This is a genomic window from Paenibacillus sp. FSL R7-0313, assembly GCF_037969885.1.
Lineage (GTDB): Bacteria > Bacillota > Bacilli > Paenibacillales > Paenibacillaceae > Paenibacillus.
Genome location: NZ_CP150219.1, coordinates 1,713,908 through 1,733,247, shown reverse-complemented (window position 1 = coordinate 1,733,247; position 19,340 = coordinate 1,713,908). Strand labels below are relative to the sequence as shown.

Sequence of the window (19,340 nt, the reverse complement as noted above, 5' to 3'; positions counted from 1 at the left end):
CTCAAAACTAGAGGTGAAGGTTGTTTTATTCATTTCAGGTATCCTTTTGATTTCCAGAATCGCTTCGCAAATGATTCAGCAGCGTACGGCGGCTCCCCATTCAGTAAGTCCTCATTTGCTTGAATGAGCACTTGGCGTCCACGTTCGAGCAATTGAACGGCATGTAGTAATTGAGAGCCGCCTATATAATGAAGTTCAAGCAACACCGGTTCTTCTTCCTCATCCGCGTCCTTCTGAGCCGAGTATTCGATCAACACACTTTCCGTGCCGTCCTCATGTTGGTGCAGGGTATAATAGTATTTCTCCACCTGCGTCTCCCCTTGAGTATCCTTATACTCTCTTCCAATACGTAGCATAGCTGGCTGGGGAACACCATCACTCAGCTGACCTGCTTGTCGAAATGCATAATACAAGTCTCCAATCCACAGCCCATGCCGGTCGTCATCATAATAATCGTCATATGGCTCCACGATCGGCAAAGCTAATAAATCACGGATCAGTTGATGCGAAATTAAGGAACGGGCATACTGATAATTCGATACAGACTGCAACAAGGTGCTCCATCCTTGCTCGCTTAACTGCTGAATATCAGCAGGTGAGTTCTCCGAAAATACGTTCCATTCCGAATTCTCATTGTGCAGATAACGATATGCACCTGAGATCATCCAGACAGGTTTACCCGGTTGTAGGATATGTTTATCAGGAGAGTTGAAACCTTGATCTGATGGCTCCATCTTAAGCAACAATGCACAGTTATGGTCATCCTGAAAATAAAGACTGCGGAAATACCCCTCCGTATGCTCATCTCCATAGACCGATACTCGGCAAAATTGCTCGTTCAACCAAAATTCATAGCTGTTGAGTAACTCATCCTCCTCTCTTACAGGCAACAAAGATGGATGAGTAAGACGCTCTATATTCTCAGCGGTAATACGATGATCTTCGAACCAATCCGGCACATCTGGATCTGATTCATCAGCATGAATGTACTTTCGGTTGATTACAGGTCGTCCTTGCTGCAGCCTCTTTAACATTTCTTCTCGCCAAGGAAACGGCTCTGTATCTTCATCAATCACACATTCAGGAACCAATAACGCCAACATGTCAAAGCCCCGCCATGGTCCGAGATCCTCCCATTCCTCAAGCTGACGCTTCACATTACGCTGTCCTTGAACCTGAATCATATATTGCTCGGTACTTACCAGCAATCCACCTTCTACATTCCCTCTCACTGTCAATTCTCCATGGTTATAATCCCCCCAGAACATATCCTCCACATAGAGATTACCTGTAATATATATTTCCTGCCCACCCACGATCATATAGGGTGTTATGAGATTCCCAAGTACAACCAGATTTGAACTGGCCGCGTCGGAACTTGTATTTCCAATATAACGATCCACTGTCAGATTTCCTTCAACCAAGATCAAAAAAGGCCCTTCATCCAACAACAGTTCACTGATATGAAGGTCACCAGAATGTAACCATACTTCCTCGGCTTCAAATTCACCGTTGTGCGCTTCATTCTGAGTGTACATCCAACTTTCCTGAGGCAACTTCGTTTTGATATCAGCAAAAGACACCTTGTGACCTATCTGATGTATGGACATGTCCTGACACTCCTCATCCAATAATATATGGATAGAATCTATCTGATCTACAGATAGACGACTACCCATTTTTATTATACTAGAGGAAATATACACCATTCCATAACAAAAACCCTCACCCGAGTAGAATGAAGGTTGAGCTTGTGAACAACAACAGCCCCAAGCCCATTATATACATATATGATCTAGTCCATTCTTATAACTGCCCACCCAGGATGGCATTTGCCCGCTCACGGAAATCCTTCGCCGCCTGCTCAGGCGTAATTTTGCCAAACAGTAGCAGATCATACAACTCACGCAATACCGCAGTGACCTCGGGTGCACCTACGGGATCAGGGGGGTCCATCTGAGTGCTGTTATCCGCAACCCAATCAATATAGTCAAACACCTGCGCCAGCTCCGGTTCAACCACCAGCTTCATCCGCTCTTTGACACTGGATGAGACGGGCACACCCCGCTCCCCTTTGAGCAGCAGATTGGCATCCAAATCATTCACGAAAAAGCTGATGAACTTGGCCGCCTCCTCCTTATGTCTGGAATTGCCCGCCATGGAGAAAAACATGCCTGGCTTCAAGAACAATCCATCTTGGCTGTTTGGCCCAGGCATTGGGGAGATGGTTAAGGGTTTGCCATAACGCTGAGCGGTGCTGATAAATTGGTTGGAATACCCCCAGCTAAACAAAGCCTCTCCCAGATAAAACGGGTCGTTATCAGGCTGGCCAATATCTGATGTCCAGATATCCGGTGCAAAAATAAGCTTCTTCTCCGCGAGCTGCTGCATCCTGCCAAAGTATTCAATAAACAACGCATCATCTTCATAACCCAATCCCTTGCCATCCTCCGCGTACAGCTTGGAACCGTACTGTCTCAAGTAATACGCGAAAAACTGTTCGGGCGTGAAATAGGTTCCCAGATAGATGCCTTTCCCAAGTAATTGCTCGCCCATACGGTCAAAATCCGCCCATGTCCACGTATCCGTTGGCAATTCAATATCATTGGCCTTTAACACTTCCGGATCATAGATGCTGAGCATGGCGTTAACCCCTAAACTGAGACCATAGGTTTTTCCATTCAGGCTACCACTCTCCAGCTGTTCCTTCTCAATATCTGTCGTGTCAATCAGCCCGCTCTGCATGTACGGCGTCATGTCTTCCAACAGTTGCAGCGAACTGTACTGGGACAGATAAGAGATATCCATCTGAATAATGTCGGGCAACGCATTGCCTGCTGCATGTGGGGCAAGTTTTCTCCAGTATTCATTGAAACTGCTATATTCGTATTCGATGTTCACATGTGGATTCAACTTCTCATACAGGTCGATAACGGCTATCGTTGCATTGTTGCGGAACTCCCCACCCCACCAAGCGATTCGCAGTGTTATCGGCTCTTCGTCCACAATCATGCCTGGCCTTTGATCCAACTGGTTCACGCAGCCAGGAAGAGTCAGCATAAGGCAGAGCATGCCTATCATTCGCATCCATCTTCCCATAGCTTCTCCTCCTTACCTGGTGATGGGGGTGGCAGCAGCACCGTTACTCTCGTTCCATGCCCCGGCTTGCTCTCCAGCAGAACATCATATTCTTCGCCAAAAGCCAGACGTACCCGCTCCCTGATATTCAGCAGACCAATACCTGTGCCTCTGGTTTTCACTTCACCGCGCAGTACCTGTTCCACATATTCGGGTTCCATGCCGGGACCGTGATCCTCCACGATAAGGGCCAGCTTGCCACCTGATATCTCGGCATACACTCGAATCAGACATGATCCAACCTGTGGTTCCAAACCGTATTGAATGGCATTCTCCAGTAGCGGCTGTAGGGTCAACTTGGGAATGGCACAACCCAGATAAGAAGCAGGCACATCCATACGAAAATCCAGCCGCTGCCGGAAACGGTAGGTCTGAATGGTGATGTAATGATTGACGATCTCCAGTTCTTCGGCAATGGTAATGATATTTTGCTTGAAGCTGATGGAGGAACGCAGCAAATAGCCAAGTGACAGCACCATACTGGAGATTTGCTCCTGCCTGTTCTTTTTGGCGAGCCAATGGATCGAGTCCAGCGCATTATACAGAAAGTGCGGATTGATCTGCGCCTGCAGCGCCTTGAACTCCGTTTCTTTAATGACCAGCTGGCTTGCATAATTTTCTTTGATCAATGTATTAATATGTGTAATCATCAGTCGATACGTACGCTGTAGTAACCCCAATTCATCCATGTGCTGGTGTGTTGGAATGGACAGATTGGCATCCATATTCTCCAGATCCCCATACTGTACTTCCTTCATCTGACTGATGAGCTGCCTGATCGGCCTTGTCAGACTTCGTGCGAACACCATGCCGAGCGCGAGAACAACCAGAATGGCGATAAGATAGACGACAATCAAACTATTTTTTAGCCATATAATTCGTTCAAAAATTTCATCATATGAGGCCATATTATAATACACCCAGCCGGTGTATGCGGATTTCTTCTGGGAAAGAAATATCTCCCTCCCATCCAGATTCTTGATCTCATATCCCCCACTACCTGGAAGTGGATTCAGTCCAGTGGACACCGCTTCTGGAAGCTGACGATAAGGATAGACAACTTCACTGCCTGCTTTTAAAATAATGTCACTGTCCTGGCTGTCAATGCCCGCATACTCCTCAACGAGTCGCTCGATATTAATACGCAGAAACAGTATGCCTACCGGTTCCAGAGTCATCGGTTCGTAGGCTCGCACTTGACGCACCATAACCAGCATCGGGTCATCATCATCCGGGTATAACCAGCGCACTGCACCATTGGCCTGCTCCGCAGCCTCAATCATCCGATCATATTTTTCCGGGGATACGGTTAGTGTTTCGCCGTACTTATTCACTCTTCCCCTCGAATCAATCAGATGAACGGACTGCACATATCGTGCAGCCCCACTAATATGCTCCCATAGCCGGTCTGTGATCTTCTTCCGTTCAATAAAGCTTGAATATGCGCTATCGTCATCCAGCAAGGACTTCAAGGCCCTTTGAATTTGAGTATCGGAGATCATGTTTAATGATAACGCTTCCAACTTCTGAAGTTCAACATCCACTGTAGACGAGGAAAGGTTCAGCAGTCGGGACGACTTATCAAACAGCTGTTTGTCATAAACGGAGTACGTATAATACAAGGAACCAAACGCCAGGATGATAATAAACGCCATCATGAACATAATCATCAGAAACATTTTCATTTTGATGCTCAGTTTGCGGTAGGCTGTCATGACCAAAGCGCTCCTTTGAACCACGTGATACTACTAGGTATATCACATGCAGGAAGGTTTTCCCAAAGTTTTAGCGCTCGATTCTCACTTATTATTTGGACTGATATCGATCATAGGCTGCCTGATGAACCTCAATCGCCCGGTCAATGCCCATGCTCTTGATCGTTTCGGCCATGGTGTCAAATTCGGTGATTGGCTTCTGTCCGCTAATGATCGCAGTCATTGTCTCATTCAAGTACGTATTCACCTGGCTCATAATGGATGTACTTGTGCTTACCTCATCTGTTGACAAACGAATTGGCGGGAGTGTTAATGCCGAGCTTGCTTTCATCCATTCCGCATTCGCTGCACGCTGTCCATCGTCAAATAATAATGCATCCAGATAACGGCTATCCTGATTGATCGGACCGTCCATAATGGATAAAGCATAGGAAGCCAGTGCCTGGTCATACGTCAGACCGTTCGGATTATCAATGATGGTATCTGTGAATTTGACACCTTCCCCGTCACGAACATAACTGTCATTTTCGATACCAAAGTTGAACAGATCACTACCCTCTTCGCTATAGTTGTAGTCCATCCACTGAACAATATATTTCAGTTTGTCTTCGTCTGCAGAAGCCGTAATGGCCTCACCATAAGTCAACACTTTGGCATCCAGATTAAATGTCGCATACGAAGTTCCATCCTGAGATACAGGCCATGGTACGCCGGTTACATTAAAGTTCGGGTCCGTATCTCTCATCAGATTGAAGTATTTCCCCATGCCACTGAATACGCCACCCTGATATGCGCCTGCGAGATTGCTGGTGACCTTATAGTCGAATGCTTTTCCGTCATTCGTCATGATCTCGGGATCAATCAGCCCTTCCTTGTACCACTTGGCCATGGTCTCCAAGAAATCACGGTAGCCCGGCTGAATCGGTCCGAATTCCACCTTGTCCCCATTCATCTGGAAGCCACCAATTACGCCAAAAGCCGCTGCAAAATCATGAAGCTTGGTCAGGTTACCCGGACCCCAGTTTCCGGTGAAAGGAAGCTCATCAGCCTTGCCGTTGCCGTTCGGGTCCTGTTCCTTGAATGCCTTAAGCACCGTATACCACTCATCAATGTTGGTCGGGACTTTGAGATTTAATTTATCTAGCCAATCCTGGCGCATAATTAAACCGGAAGTGGCATTCAGCTTCAGTGCATCCAGCTTCAGCAGCGGGAACATATAGATCGTTCCATCATCGAGTGCAATCTGCTTCTTCACATCCGGATCGGATTCAATAATCCGCTTCAAGTTCGGTGCATAACTGTCGATCAATTCATTTAACCGGATGATCCGGCCGTCCTTGATCATTTTTTCCGGTCCGCCAACGGCATCCGCCCAGTTATAATAAATGACATCCGGCAGCTCCTTCGTGGAGATCAGCAGATTGAACTGGTCCCGCTGTTGTCCAAGCGGAGGATGCGTGAACTTCACTTTGATACCTGTCAGCTTCTCCTTTTCCTTATAAGCCGCCATATCGCCAAAATTGTTCAAGGAAGCTGTCAGTTTGGCATCATTGGCGCGCCAGTAATCAATGGTAAATGGCTCACTTGTAATCGGTAGCGGTATCTCAGTCAATGCCTGAACCGCAGGTTCTGTCCCCTCTGCTGGTTCTGCATTTCCTGGCTCCTTATCACCCGTACAGCCTGCCAGTAAAGACATGGTTAGTAACGATGACAACAGGATGGACCCCATTCTTTTTTTCACGCAATTCGCCTCCATAGGATACATTTTTTATTGTTTCACAGCACCGATTAGAGCGCCCTGAACAAAATAACGTTGGATGAACGGATATACCAGCATAATCGGCAGCGTGGAGATAATGATGGTTGCATATTTGATGTTCTCCCCAATGGCAAAGCCGGTATCGGCGCCCGCGCCCATGGCCTCTGTACTGCTGCTGATCAGAATATCACGCATAATAATCTGGATCGGATATAGCTCCTGACTGCGCAGGTAGAGCATCGGTCCGACATAATCATTCCAATGGTCAACCGCATAATACAGCATCATGACCGCCAGGATCGGTTTCGACAAAGGCAGTACAATCCGGAAAAGAATCAGAAAGTCATTGGCACCATCAAGCTTCGCCGATTCGATCAGACTGATCGGAATGCCTTCAAAGTTTGTTTTCATAATGAGGAAATAGAATGTACTGATGGCACCCGGAATAATAAGCGCGAAACGGGTATCCACCATCCCCAGATTTTGAATTAGAAGAAACGTCGGGATCATGCCACCGCCAAAAAACATCGTGAACGTAATTAATTTCATCAACGTTTTTCTGCCCATCAGATCACTACGTGATAACCCATAGGCAGCCAGCGAAGTCATGAGCAGATTGATGGCGGTACCCACCACAACATAGAACAAGGTGTTCATATATCCCGTGTAGATGCGAGTATCCTGAAATACTGACTTGTACGCTCCCAGCTGGAAGCCTTCAGGAATGAGCATGAGTGACCGGGAACGCAGCATCTGATCCGGATCACTGATTGAAGAATTGAACACGTACAGCATCGGGTAAAAACATAAAATCATGATCACCACGAGTAGCAGTGTATTGAATACATCAAAAACTCGTTCCCCTATAGACTGTTTCATCGCTTCACCTTCCAATTACCAGAGACTGGTTGAGTTAAGCTTTCTGCTGATCGCGTTCGCGATAATGAGCAGCGCGAAATTAATGACGCCGTTAAATAGTCCGATGGCGGTTGAATACGTATAGTTCCCCTCCAAAATACCGGATCGATAGACAAAGGTGGATATGACATCGGATGTCTCATAGGTCGGTGCCGTTTGCATCAGCAATATTTTCTGAAAATCCGCGTTCATGACCGCCCCCATACGTAGAATTAACATGATCACAATCGTTGGCATAATGCCCGGCAGTGTAATATGTAATAGCTGTCTCCAGCGGCCTGCGCCGTCAATTTTGGAAGCCTCATACAGCTGTGGATCAATTCCACTAAGCGCTGCCAAAAAGATAATGGAGGCCCAGCCTGCGCCCTGCCATATGTTGGACAGAATGTACATCGGACGGAACATATCCTTTTCCGCCAAGAACATAATCGGCTGCAGATCGAAAAAGTCACGAATGACGTTAAACAACCCACCGTCCAAAGATGAGAACGTTTTCAACATTCCGACCACGACAACAACCGAGATGAAATGGGGCATGTAACTGATCGTCTGCACCGTGCTTCTGAACCACTTTTTCCGTACTTCATTCAGTAACAGGGCCAGAATAATCGGAGCCGGGAAACCAAACACAATACTGTAAAAACTCAAAATTAGTGTGTTTTTAATCAGTCGCCAGAAATAATAACTTTCAAAAAACATGGTGAAATTGTCAAACCCGACCCATTCGCCTGCCAAAATTCCTTTGACCGGGCTGTAGGATTCCTGAAATGCCATCAGCAGCCCGTACATCGGCCCATAGCTGAAGATCAGATAATAGGCTACAACAGGAACGAGCATCAGATACACGTATCTGTTGCGGACAAGCTCCTTTTTCACCGAACTCCATTTGCCAGCTGGCTTCAAACGCCCAGGTTCGATCCCCCGGCTTCGATTCAGCTCCATCCACTCAACCTCCACTCGATGTTCATTACTTAACATGACACTTCTAATGATAGAATCGAGCGCCTTTTCTTCCCATGCTCATTTCCGTTAAATGGATGTTCAAAACCGAGTTCCGTCCGACAAAAAAAGACCCTGCTGCCGATGAATGGCAAACAGGGTGCTATCGTAGGTCGGATGTAGACTGGTTATACAGGTGAGCTATGTAGAAGCGACAGCAACGCTGTTTTAGGGTACTTTTTTGTACTCGGAAGGAGAGAAGCCGGTGTATTTCTTGAACATTTTGCTGAAATACGGCCAATTGGCACCAAACCCCGTCTGTTCAGCGAGCCAGGATACGGTGCAGTTCCCGTCCTGCTCCAGAAGCTCCAATGCTCTGCGGATGCGGTAACTTAACACATAGTTCGTAAATTTCTCACCGGTTTCTTTTTTGAACATTTTGCCGATGTAGTCTGGATTCATGTATATTTCCCCGGCGATGGACTGGAGTGTCAGTGTTTCGTCCCTGTAACGCTTCTCCACGATCTGCTTCACACTGCCTACCATCTGCGATTGTCTGGAGCGATGTTGTTCGTAGCGACGCAGCGTGATTTCCTTGGCGACGGCAAGCAGAAACTGTTGAAAAGAATGTAAGGTGCTGGATTCAATCATGCCTGGCAACTGGTCCATATACCTTTTCATCTCGGTAGAGCCGCTGAGCCGAATGATTTCCATAAACATCTGAATGAGATAGGACTTCGTTTGGGATATATCGTATCGTAAGTCAGCGAGCTGCTGAAACATCCGGTTCAGTTCTGTTCCGACTTCCTGCCAGTGTCCAGCCTTAATTGCAGTAGCCATCCGCTCTGGATCATATGCGAATTCGGGAAGAGTGCGCTCCCCGGGAGAGTACACATCTCGCTCCATAATGAGACTACCCTCACCGAGGTAAAAGCGGTAATTGAGATACACCAGCGTCTGCATATACAATTGTCGTGCCTGTGGAAGATCCCCTGGTTCGCTCAGCGCAATCGTGAGATCATCATGATAATATCGGGTAAATGTGGCGCGAATCTCATCGATATTATGGAACAACTGTGTTTCAGACAACTTGTCCTCCATCATCAATAACACATGCCCACCAACCGTGGTACTTAAGATCGGATTATGAAAAATATCCTCGGCAATGTTCTTCACCGCGAACAAGTGCAAATACTCATGATCCCCCTCAATCTCTACCAACAGCAATCGCACACGTTGATCCTGAAATTGTACATCGAACAATTCCTCGAAATATTTCCATTCCTTGAGGCCGTAAGTTCTGTTGGTGACCAGCTCTTTCAGAAAATATTCCTTGGCATGCGGCAGTACACGCTCCAGATTATATTGGATCGACTGCACAAAACACTCCTGATCGGTCAACTCCCGCTTCTCACTGACCAATTCACTAATAGCCTGTACAAGATGCTCTTCACTACAGGGCTTGAGCAAATAGTGCTTTACCCCATAATGCATAGCCGTCTTCGCATATTCAAACTCCGTAAAACCCGTGAGCATGATAAATGAGATATCCTGATACTTCTCCGCCACAGCTTCAACCAGCTGTAATCCATCCATGCCCGGCATGCGAATGTCCGAGATAATGATATCCGGACGTTGCCGCTCGATCGAAGCAAGCGCTTCCAATCCATCTTGAGCAATGCCGATCAGTTCTGTTCCTAATCGGGACCAGTTCACGACGCTGGAGATCCCGTCCGAGATCATAAATTCATCATCAACCAACAACACCTTGTACATCGTATGCACCCTCCTGCCTTTAACCAGTTCCATTCTATTATATGGGCATTATGCACAAATAGAGGGAAGAACGTTGAATGACATGGAATTGAAGCATAACAAGTCTGATTTCTGAACAATCCAGTCTCATCTCATCGGGAAAATCATTCACTAGCTGGCTATTGGAGCGGGTCCCTGCAAAGACAATACAACCCTCACCCGCTAAAGGGTGAAGGTTATCCTCGCTTCATTTTACAATATCATTGGGGTACGGGAAGATTATAATAACGTTACAATGTTACGTATCCATCCCATACTCCTTCACTTCACGATTGCGGTTCAACACCGCGTGCAGTACAAAACCAAGTACCGCAATCGCCGCTGTGCCTGTTGCCAGCCAAGCTACAGGAATAAGTCCTTGTTTGTCATACATGACCCCCATCGCATAGGGCCCGATAACCCGTCCAACCGCACCGATCCCACCCGATATCCCGATGTAAAAAGGTGCCGCCCTGCCCGCATGCTCAGAAATAAATGCAGGCGTTGCAGGGGAGATCAACATCTCCCCAAACGTGGCAAGTACCATTGCAAGCACCATGCCTGGATAGCTGTACATGGTAATCATGACAATGTAGGCCATGCCATAGAATACCGCACTCGCGGTCATCTGGGCAGTGGAGGTACGGGCCATGGTCCGTTTCACCCAGCTGGTAAAGGGTTGGCCCACAAAGATCAGCACCCCGTTCAGGGTCCAGAGCAGACCGTACATTCTTTTTTCCATACCCTCAGAAATGATATACGGGGACACACCTGTGTTCCAGATGGAGTTGCCGAATAACAGGAACAGCACGCCCAAGCTCATAAACAGATATAATCGGGTATTACCCAGCAATGCCCAGACGCCCGGCCCATCGGGAACGGTTCTGCGTTTGGTCAGATGCACTTCCCCCTGATCCGGTTCGACTCGCGATAGATAATACCAGAAGAAAATCGCAAATCCGGCCGAGGTCACCCCGTTCAGAACAAAGCTGAGGTGATAGGAAAAGTCAGCCAGAAAACCACTCAGCGCCGTACCAATCGCCACCCCGATATTGTTCGCTACATAGATAATATTGAATAATTCACCGCGTCGCTCCGCAAACCTGAAGCCAATAAAGGCCTGAATCGCTGGCAGCGACAATGAACTGAACAGACCAATCCAGCCCATAGCACATATAAATACGACCCAGTACGCACTAATCCACGGCAGCGCAAACAAACCTAACGCATTAAGCGCCAGTGAGCCAATGATCAGCTTCTTCACGCCCACCCGATGGTACAATGAACCTCCAAGCAATTGTCCAAAGATGCCACCCAGGGACTGAATGAGGATTACAAAACCCGCGTTAGCCATCGTCCGCCCTAGCTCATCAAACACATACATGGTGGTCAGCGGCCACATCAAGGCACTGCCGGTTGCGTTAACCAGACTTGCCAGTAGAAATACTCTCACTTCTTTTGGATAGTTATCCAGCCATCTCATCATCTCTAGTTCATTCTCCTTAATACGCTACACAACGTGATACCATACCAAAACAAAAAAAGCCTTAGCCCTGACGGCATAACCAGCCAGAGCGAAGGCCTTTGGAAGTGTTACTTTTTATTGCTCTTTATATCCTGCTACATTTTGTTCTTTGTTCATCTTACCTCAAAAAAATCACGCTGCAAGCACACTCATTGACGCTTCACTTCAACAGTGGCTGAGAAGAAGGTGGCTCCGTTGCCCATGTCAGACAACCGGTTGGACGTGAGCGAGTTCGCTCGCTGCTTCTTGCCGTCCCCGTCCCACCATAAGCCTTGGCTTATGACGGTTCCCGGCAACATGGCTTCACTTACCTTGGCAGTAAGTTCGATGCGCCCACGATCATTCCATACGACCACTGCATCTCCATCCTCCACGTTTCTACGGATGGCGTCCTCGGGGTGTATCTGCAATAGAGGCATCTTTTCCAAACGTTGATGTTTGGCTGAATTGCCAAAGGTGGAGTTCAGGAAATTATGGTTTGGCGGTGATAGGAACATCAATGGATACGTATCGGCAGGTCCAGCCGGATTCTCCCCATCATATCCTTCAACCAAAGCACTATAAGTAGGGAGCGGTGGAAGACCTCTCTGTTCCATTGTCTCTGAGTACAATTCAATTTTGCCTGAAGGCGTGGGCAGCTGATCCAGAAATGCAGCATGTGGCGTCATATCCAGCTTCACGAATCGGTGCTGCTTCAGTCCCTCCAACGTGACTCCATTCATGTAGGGGTTGCCTGTGTCCTGGAGAGCGTACTCAATCATCTGTTCCGGCGTTTCTCCGAAGATTGCAGGATCGTACCCCATAGCCTGCCCAAGCAGTGAGAACAGTTCCACATTGCTCTTGCTCTCCCCAATCGGTGCAATTACCGGCTCTTGCAGATGAACGTACTGATGCCAATAAGAGGTGTACAGGTCCGTCGCTTCAAAGGAAGATGTGGCTGGCAATACGATATCTGCATATTTCGCCGTATCCGTGATGAACAGATCATGCACAACCGTGAACAGATCCTCCCGTGCAAAACCTCGCTCCACCCGCTCGGTATCCGGCGCCACCACCAGTGGATTGCTGCAGTAGACCATCATGGCCCGGATCGGCTGCTCTGCTTCCAGCAATGCTTCACCAATCCGGTTCATATTCACCACTCGCGGCTCCGGATTCTGCCGCAGCTCCGGACGTTCCAGCGCGTCGCTATTCGTGCTCGCATAGCCGTTGGTACGAACGGCACCGCCGCCTTGCTTCAGCCATTGCCCTGTGATGGCAGGCAAGCATGCAACGCTGCGCACGTTCATGCCCCCATTATCATGATGCTGGAGGCCATTGCCGATGTGAATATGAGCTGCCTGTGCGTTGCCGTATAGTTCGGCCAGCTCGACAATGGTTTCCTCCGGCACGCCAGTAATGCGTGCAACACGTTCAGGGGTGTAACTGCGGACATGATCACGCAGTGCCTCATGTCCCACCGTATATTTTTGCATAAACGCTTCATCCGTCAGTCCCCGTTCGAACAGCACATGCATCAATCCTAGCGCCAGTGCGCTGTCCGTGCCCGGATACAAAGGAATAAACCAGTCGCCCCACTGGGCGGTACGATTACGATGAACGTCGATTACGACGATCTTGGCGCCTTTCTTGCGGGCTTTCTCCGCCAAAACAACCTGGTGCATATTCGTACTAACGATATTCCCGCCCCATACCAGGATGAGATCCGCATGCTCCGTATCTTCCGGCACCGTTCCATGGTTGGCGCCCATCGTATATTTCCAGCCGGTATTCCCGGCCGCATTACAGATCGTCTGCTCCAGTACACTCGCACCAAGCGCATTGAAGAAACGTCGGTCCATGCCGTCTACGCCGAGAATGCCCATGTTACCGTAAAAGCTGTAGGGCAGGATGCTCTCCGGGCCGTAAGTCTCGGACAATGCAGTGAATTTGGTCGTAATCTCGCGAATTGCTTCATCCCAACTGATTCGTTCGAACTTACCTTGCCCTTTGGCTCCTACACGTTTCATCGGATATTGTAGACGCTCAGGGTGATACACCCGCTCGGTCATATTTCTGACTTTATTACAAATGGCACCCTTGGTGATCGGATGATCCGGATTGCCTGCCACCTTCACAATTTTACCGTTCTCTTTATGTAACAACAGACCACAAGTGTCCGGACAATCGAGCGGGCATACCGCTGCAAATACCCCATTCTCCTGATCGATCATCGTATGGCTCCCCCTCTTTAAAAAAACTATCCCTATATCATATCTTCTTCGAGGTTATCACGTAAAGAGAACAGTATATTTTCGCCTAATATTAACCGCTATAGCAGCTTTAAATTATTTTCAAAAAAATGTTTTATCGTTTGATTCAACTTCAGAATTCAGGGGTAAATTAAAAACAAGGCATTAGGCTAGTGTTTCCCCACTTCCTCCTCATGCCATATCATGGACCACTCCCGAAATTCGCCATGAACAGGTTTCGTTCCCCCGAACCTTGTCATGGCGAATTTATTTTGCGTTAAACTCCAATAACGTCCCTCATACAAAAAACGATCCCGCCCTGCTCCATCACAGCATATTCGCCATGAACCGAACAAGATCAGAATCGTATTCACTTCTATGTGTATATGATATACGTGTATCGAGTAATGCATTGTAGTGCTATATTCCGCTACGCCTGCTTGCTCAGCATCACTCTACCCTCCGTCTCCACAGGTTCGATCGATGTTGCTACCTCTGGTTTCACTTTCGGCTCAGCTTGGCGCAGGTACACCATCCAGTAAGCAGCGGCTACAAACAGAGCTCCCCCAGTCAGATTCCCGAGCCATACTGGAATGAAATTCATGACATATTGTCCCCATGAATAATACCCCTCGAAGATTGCTGCTGGGATGAGAAACATATTGGCCACAACGTGCTGGAATCCAATGGCCACAAATGCCATCGTTGGAAACCAAATGCCCAGTACCTTGCCACTCATCGTATCTGATGCATAAGATAACCACACCGCCAGCGCAACCAGCCAGTTACAGCCGATGCCAGAGATGAAAGCTTGCAGGAAGCCGTCATGCAGCTTATGCCCAGCCATATCCACCACTTTCGCCAGATATACACCCTCTCCGGTCAGACCAAGCACATGTCCAAACGCGTACGCAACAAATAAAGCTCCAACAAAGTTGCCAATCGTCACTAAGGTTAGATTTTTCAACATGCTGCCCGCGGATAATTTCCGTGCAATCGTCGCGAGTGGAACAGCCATCATATTTCCCGTCAGCAACTCGCCACCACCGATGAGTACCATGATCAATCCCACTGGGAACACCGCTGCTCCAATCAGATTAACCAGACTCCCCCACTCTGCCGGAGCAGACGCAATCACCCGAATATCCAGTAGAAAACCCAGCGCGATAAAAGCCCCTGCCAGAAAACTGAGCACCAGTACAGAAGACACCGGATATTGAGCCTTTTTCATACCTGTTTGCGTCGTATATTGTGCAACCTCAAGAGGTGTTTTTGCTGCCATATCATTCATCCTCTCCTTCATTGTTCATCGTTTGGGAAAACAACCTAAAACACTTAACTTTGCGCTTAAACCCTATCACAATTGTATCTCGGTACCACGTAAAACTTTGTGCAAATTATCACAATCTCATTTATAAAAATCGTTATTAAATTTGTCATTCAATGACTATGACAGCAAGAGATATGCGCATGTTACTATGTACCTCCATACAAATATCAAAAAGACTGACGATATGTTCGCCAGTCTTTTTGCATCTTATGAGTCAGATGTTTATATACTTATCTACTTTGATTCCTAGCCGTGCTATTGAGTCACCTATACTGTTTGGTTATACTCTCTGTTTAAGCATCTATTCTGCTTCCTTACACCATTGCTGGTGCTTTTACTTCTATTGGAGGCAGTGCTTGCAGACCCGCCGTGTTCAGGAAGTTCCACGGTTTGTTGTAATGTGGCTGGAAGAAGAAGTCGATGAAGGCCAGCTCATCTACGGTCATGTTGTTTTGGATGCAGACCGAGATCGTATTAATCGATTGGGTCATATCCACCTGAGACATCACCTGTGCTCCGACGATCCGACGAGTTGCCTGCTCATATACCACTTTAAGCAACAGTTTTTCAGCCGTTGGCATGAATTCCGGACGGTAGCTGTCTTCCAGTACGACAGCTTCCACAATCAGACCTTCTTCAGCAGCAGACATTTCCGTCATGCCTGTACCCGCGATATTTTGCTCATAAATTTTGATACCCGATGTGCCTTGTGTACCCATATACGGTGTCGTAGGACGAACCAGGTTACGGGCTACGAGTGTACCCATCCGCACGGCGTTAGTCGCCAGTGGAATGTACGCTGCTTTACCTGTCGGGTTGTAATGAATAGCACAGCTATCACCCGCAGCGAAGACGTCTTTTTGACTCGTTTGCATATATTTATCCACGACGATTGCACCGTTCGGCAGCATATCCACTTGGCCTTTGAGCAGCTCTGTATTTGGACGGAAACCAATGCACAGAATAACCAGATCGGTTTCAAACTCCCCTTTGGACGTGATTACCTTGGTCACTTTGCCATTCTCTCCAGTAAATTTCTGTACCGTTTGACCGAGAGCCAGCTTGATACCGCGTCCAGTCAGCGTTTCTTCGATTGCATCGGTGAATTCAGGGTCCAGGTATTTGTTCAAAATCCGGTCCACACTGTCGATCAGGGTAACTTCCTTGCCGTTCATCTGGAACGCCTCAACCAGTTCAACGCCGATATATCCTGCACCCACAACGGTAACGCGTTTGGCATCTTTGGCTTTTTCAATAATCGTGTTGGAATGATTGTAGTTTTTGCAAAGTAAAATGTTGTCCATCTCAATGCCTTCAAGTTTCGGAACGACAGGCCATGAACCCGTTGTCACGATCAGTTTGTCAAACGTATCTTCAAATTCTTCCCCGGTTTGCAGGTTTTTAGCCCGAAGGGTATGACCCTTGGCATCAACTGCTGTAACTTCATGAAGCATCTTGGTTACAACGCCGAGATCTGCCAATTGATTAGGCGAAGAATAGAACAAACCGTCAGGGTCTTTCACAACTCCACCTACGTAGAGCGCAATGCCACAAGATAGGAAGGAGATATTGTCATTGCGCTCATACACCGTGATGGTAGCATCCGGGTACAATTTGGCGGTGTTTACGATGGCTGCGGTCCCTGCGTGTGTACATCCGATAACTGCGATTTTCATTAAAAGTTCCTCCTCGAAATATATAAATGAGTTTTGAATATAAGGTTGTTTTATTTGTGAAATATTTCACTTCTTAATCAATACTGTGTATGTGATTTATTTCACTTTATACACTCATTATAATGTGATCTTTTTCACATTGCAATAGGTTGAGCAAAAAAAGTTTGTTGAAAGAGGGGATTCCCATGTATTCAAGCCTTTCTTCCCTTCATTTTATTGATTTCATTTTCCCCGGATTCGAGTCAATTTATGCTATGCAAAGGCTTCCGCGTTCCCTGTATGGACGCATAAAGTTAGAAGCGTGCCCTGCATTCATGTTTTACTTGTACAAAAAATAAATGGCTTCAATTTTAATTACAGGGTTGATTTTTAAAATCGTAAGCGCTTACAATAATATCAATCCTTTAAATGGATTTTATGTAAATTAAACACCAAATCTCATTTCATTCAGGAGGCGTTCATTTGAAGAAACGTTCAATGCCTGTCGTATTCCGCATGGTTCCCGTTACGCTTGCCATCACTATGATGACAACTGGATTAGCCATCCCCTCTACTGCTGCTTCTGTCGATTCTCCACCCGTTACGATTAAAACGGAGGTTCTGTCCTCCAAACTCCCAGCAGGTGCCGATGTGTCTTCACTGCTTCAAAAGTTCAGGGATGTCAGTCATTTTGCAACTGGCGATCTGGTCAAAGATACGGCCTATGCCCTAAATATCGTTTCGTGGCAAATGCCGCACGGTGGATTTTACAAAGACATGGAAGAGCAATATGCAGCCCCTTGGGATGGTGTAACAGCACGATCAGGCTGGAAAGATCCAAATGGCATTGAACTTGGTACGTTTGATAATGATGCGACAACTTCCGAAATCCGCTTCCTGGCAGACATGTATGAGAAAACAGGCAATCTGGCCTTTAAGAACAGTGTTCGTAAAGCCGTAGACTTTATCCTGGTCTCCCAATATCCGTCCGGCGGATGGCCTCAGGTCTATCCCAAACGCAGTAATTACTCCGACGCAGTGACTTACAACGACAATGCCATGGTGCAAACAATGGTTTTGCTAGATGATATGGTTGAGCGAAGAAGTGGGTTTAACAACGATATATTGACCACCAATGACCGCAGCAAGCTCAAGAAAGCTCTGGACAAAGGAATTGATTATACACTGAAAGCACAAATTATCAATGATGGTTCGCCCACCGTTTGGGGTGCACAGCATGATCCTGCGACCTACGCTCCTGTGCCGGGCAGAGCGTATGAACTAGCCTCCAAGTCGGGATCAGAGTCGGTGGCGATTACTGCTTTTCTCATGTCCAGGCCCCAGACTCCCGAGATTGAACGAGCTGCGAAAGGGGCTCTGCGTTGGTTCGATACGGTGCGAGAGAATGGCACCAAGTATAACCGGCAAGGACCCGTGTATTTTGAACCGGATGCGGGGAGTGTGATCTGGTACCGTTTCTATAACGTGGAAGAAGATGTGCCTTTCTACGCGGATCGGGATGGACTGAAGTATATGAACATTCTGGACATCAGTGAGGAACGCAGACACGGCTACTCTTGGGCCGGAAGCTATGCTCTTAACCTGCTTAAGCTGGCCTCTGATCAAGGCTATTACACGCTAAGCAAGCCCTTGCCTTGATCCTGGAACCAACCTCTACCTACTGATAGATAAAGCCACGTCGTATACGAAGTCAATTAAAAAAAGCCTATCCTCGTTTATGCAAGGATAGGCTTCTCAACGTTCATGTATTAACCGAGCAATTTCTCGATATCTGCAATCATGGTCTCCGGGGATTCTTTCGGTTCAACACGACCTACCACTTCACCTTCACGGTTCACAAGGAACTTGGTAAAGTTCCATTGGATGTCGCTTGTTTCGCCTACGCCGGGTTGTTGCTCCTTCAGGTATTGGAATAGAGGATGTGTTTCCTCACCATTCACATCTACCTTGGCGAACACCGGGAAATTCACACCATAGTTAATCTGGCAAAATGATTCGGCTTCCTCACTTGTACCTGGCTCCTGCCCTCCAAACTGGTTACAAGGGAAACCCAGTACAACCAAGCCTTGATCGCGATAACGATCGTAGAGCTTTTGCAATTCACCGTATTGTGGGGTCAGTCCACACTTGCTGGCTGTATTGGCAATGACCAATACCTTACCTTGATACAGATCCAGTGAGACTTCCTGGTTCGCGGTAGTTACCGCCTGATATGAATATACGGACATGACTGATTCCTCCCATGACATATGTTGGTTTGGACTGTTGCGAGCACGTTGGCATAACCAATGAACCTACAGCCTGTCTTATTATTA

13 protein-coding genes are annotated in these 19,340 nt (G+C 47.3%); 1 reads left to right on the top strand and 12 read right to left on the bottom strand.

Features of this window, described 5'->3' with window-relative positions:
• Positions 1-29: 29 nt before the first annotated feature.
• The 11 genes from NSQ38_RS07630 to NSQ38_RS07580 all read right to left on the bottom strand — a co-directional run bounded on the left by NSQ38_RS07630 (position 30) and on the right by NSQ38_RS07580 (position 17,025).
• On the bottom strand, positions 30-1,610 hold the full coding sequence (locus tag NSQ38_RS07630; protein WP_339788324.1) for a hypothetical protein: 1,581 nt from the start codon (positions 1,608-1,610) through the stop codon (positions 30-32).
• A 196-nt stretch (positions 1,611-1,806) separates the two neighbouring features.
• Positions 1,807-3,099 carry an ABC transporter substrate-binding protein gene (locus NSQ38_RS07625; RefSeq protein ID WP_339788323.1) on the bottom strand — a complete coding sequence of 431 codons (1,293 nt, stop codon included), beginning with the start codon at positions 3,097-3,099 and terminating at the stop codon, positions 1,807-1,809.
• Complete coding sequence (locus tag NSQ38_RS07620) at positions 3,078-4,853, bottom strand: sensor histidine kinase (protein ID WP_339788321.1); 1,776 nt, start codon at positions 4,851-4,853, stop codon at positions 3,078-3,080. The genes NSQ38_RS07625 and NSQ38_RS07620 overlap by 22 nt, the downstream gene beginning before the upstream one ends.
• Before the next feature lie 91 nt (positions 4,854-4,944).
• Complete coding sequence (locus NSQ38_RS07615; protein ID WP_339788318.1) at positions 4,945-6,594, bottom strand: ABC transporter substrate-binding protein; 1,650 nt, start codon at positions 6,592-6,594, stop codon at positions 4,945-4,947.
• A gap of 27 nt (positions 6,595-6,621) precedes the next feature.
• Positions 6,622-7,491: a carbohydrate ABC transporter permease gene (locus tag NSQ38_RS07610; RefSeq protein ID WP_175381446.1), complete on the bottom strand. Its 870-nt coding sequence runs from the start codon at positions 7,489-7,491 to the stop codon at positions 6,622-6,624.
• 15 nt (positions 7,492-7,506) lie between these two features.
• Positions 7,507-8,472, bottom strand: coding sequence for an ABC transporter permease subunit (locus NSQ38_RS07605; protein ID WP_062836891.1), 966 nt, complete (start codon positions 8,470-8,472; stop codon positions 7,507-7,509).
• 225 nt (positions 8,473-8,697) lie between these two features.
• The gene (locus tag NSQ38_RS07600) at positions 8,698-10,245 is read right to left on the bottom strand and encodes a response regulator (RefSeq protein WP_339788315.1); all 1,548 of its coding nucleotides are present in this window, start codon (positions 10,243-10,245) and stop codon (positions 8,698-8,700) included.
• Positions 10,246-10,522: 277 nt separating this feature from the next.
• Complete coding sequence (locus NSQ38_RS07595; protein ID WP_339790436.1) at positions 10,523-11,746, bottom strand: MFS transporter; 1,224 nt, start codon at positions 11,744-11,746, stop codon at positions 10,523-10,525.
• 191 nt (positions 11,747-11,937) lie between these two features.
• Positions 11,938-14,001 carry a molybdopterin oxidoreductase family protein gene (locus NSQ38_RS07590; RefSeq protein ID WP_339788313.1) on the bottom strand — a complete coding sequence of 688 codons (2,064 nt, stop codon included), beginning with the start codon at positions 13,999-14,001 and terminating at the stop codon, positions 11,938-11,940.
• Positions 14,002-14,449: 448 nt separating this feature from the next.
• A complete protein-coding gene (locus NSQ38_RS07585; protein ID WP_339788311.1) occupies positions 14,450-15,301 on the bottom strand; it encodes a formate/nitrite transporter family protein in 852 nt (283 codons plus the stop codon).
• 362 nt (positions 15,302-15,663) lie between these two features.
• Complete coding sequence (locus NSQ38_RS07580; protein ID WP_339788308.1) at positions 15,664-17,025, bottom strand: FAD-dependent oxidoreductase; 1,362 nt, start codon at positions 17,023-17,025, stop codon at positions 15,664-15,666.
• Between the two features lie 462 nt (positions 17,026-17,487).
• On the opposite strand from NSQ38_RS07580, the gene pelA reads away from it, so the two are divergent.
• Positions 17,488-18,663, top strand: coding sequence for a pectate lyase (gene pelA / locus NSQ38_RS07575; RefSeq protein ID WP_339788305.1), 1,176 nt, complete (start codon positions 17,488-17,490; stop codon positions 18,661-18,663).
• A 110-nt stretch (positions 18,664-18,773) separates the two neighbouring features.
• Here the strand turns inward: pelA and NSQ38_RS07570 are convergent, their stop codons facing one another.
• Positions 18,774-19,253 carry a glutathione peroxidase gene (locus NSQ38_RS07570; protein WP_062836886.1) on the bottom strand — a complete coding sequence of 160 codons (480 nt, stop codon included), beginning with the start codon at positions 19,251-19,253 and terminating at the stop codon, positions 18,774-18,776.
• Positions 19,254-19,340 lie beyond the last annotated feature (87 nt).

What these genes read in the sequence shown, in the direction of transcription:
- NSQ38_RS07630 (WP_339788324.1), bottom strand. Translation starts at nt 1,610, where the DNA reads ATGTCCATACATCAGATAGGTCACAAGGTGTCTTTTGCTGATATCAAA.
- NSQ38_RS07625 (WP_339788323.1), bottom strand. Translation starts at nt 3,099, where the DNA reads ATGGGAAGATGGATGCGAATGATAGGCATGCTCTGCCTTATGCTGACT.
- NSQ38_RS07620 (WP_339788321.1), bottom strand. Translation starts at nt 4,853, where the DNA reads ATGACAGCCTACCGCAAACTGAGCATCAAAATGAAAATGTTTCTGATG.
- NSQ38_RS07610 (WP_175381446.1), bottom strand. Translation starts at nt 7,491, where the DNA reads ATGAAACAGTCTATAGGGGAACGAGTTTTTGATGTATTCAATACACTG.
- NSQ38_RS07605 (WP_062836891.1), bottom strand. Translation starts at nt 8,472, where the DNA reads ATGGAGCTGAATCGAAGCCGGGGGATCGAACCTGGGCGTTTGAAGCCA.
- NSQ38_RS07600 (WP_339788315.1), bottom strand. Translation starts at nt 10,245, where the DNA reads ATGTACAAGGTGTTGTTGGTTGATGATGAATTTATGATCTCGGACGGG.
- NSQ38_RS07595 (WP_339790436.1), bottom strand. Translation starts at nt 11,746, where the DNA reads ATGAGATGGCTGGATAACTATCCAAAAGAAGTGAGAGTATTTCTACTG.
- NSQ38_RS07590 (WP_339788313.1), bottom strand. Translation starts at nt 14,001, where the DNA reads ATGATCGATCAGGAGAATGGGGTATTTGCAGCGGTATGCCCGCTCGAT.
- NSQ38_RS07585 (WP_339788311.1), bottom strand. Translation starts at nt 15,301, where the DNA reads ATGGCAGCAAAAACACCTCTTGAGGTTGCACAATATACGACGCAAACA.
- NSQ38_RS07580 (WP_339788308.1), bottom strand. Translation starts at nt 17,025, where the DNA reads ATGAAAATCGCAGTTATCGGATGTACACACGCAGGGACCGCAGCCATC.
- NSQ38_RS07570 (WP_062836886.1), bottom strand. Translation starts at nt 19,253, where the DNA reads ATGTCCGTATATTCATATCAGGCGGTAACTACCGCGAACCAGGAAGTC.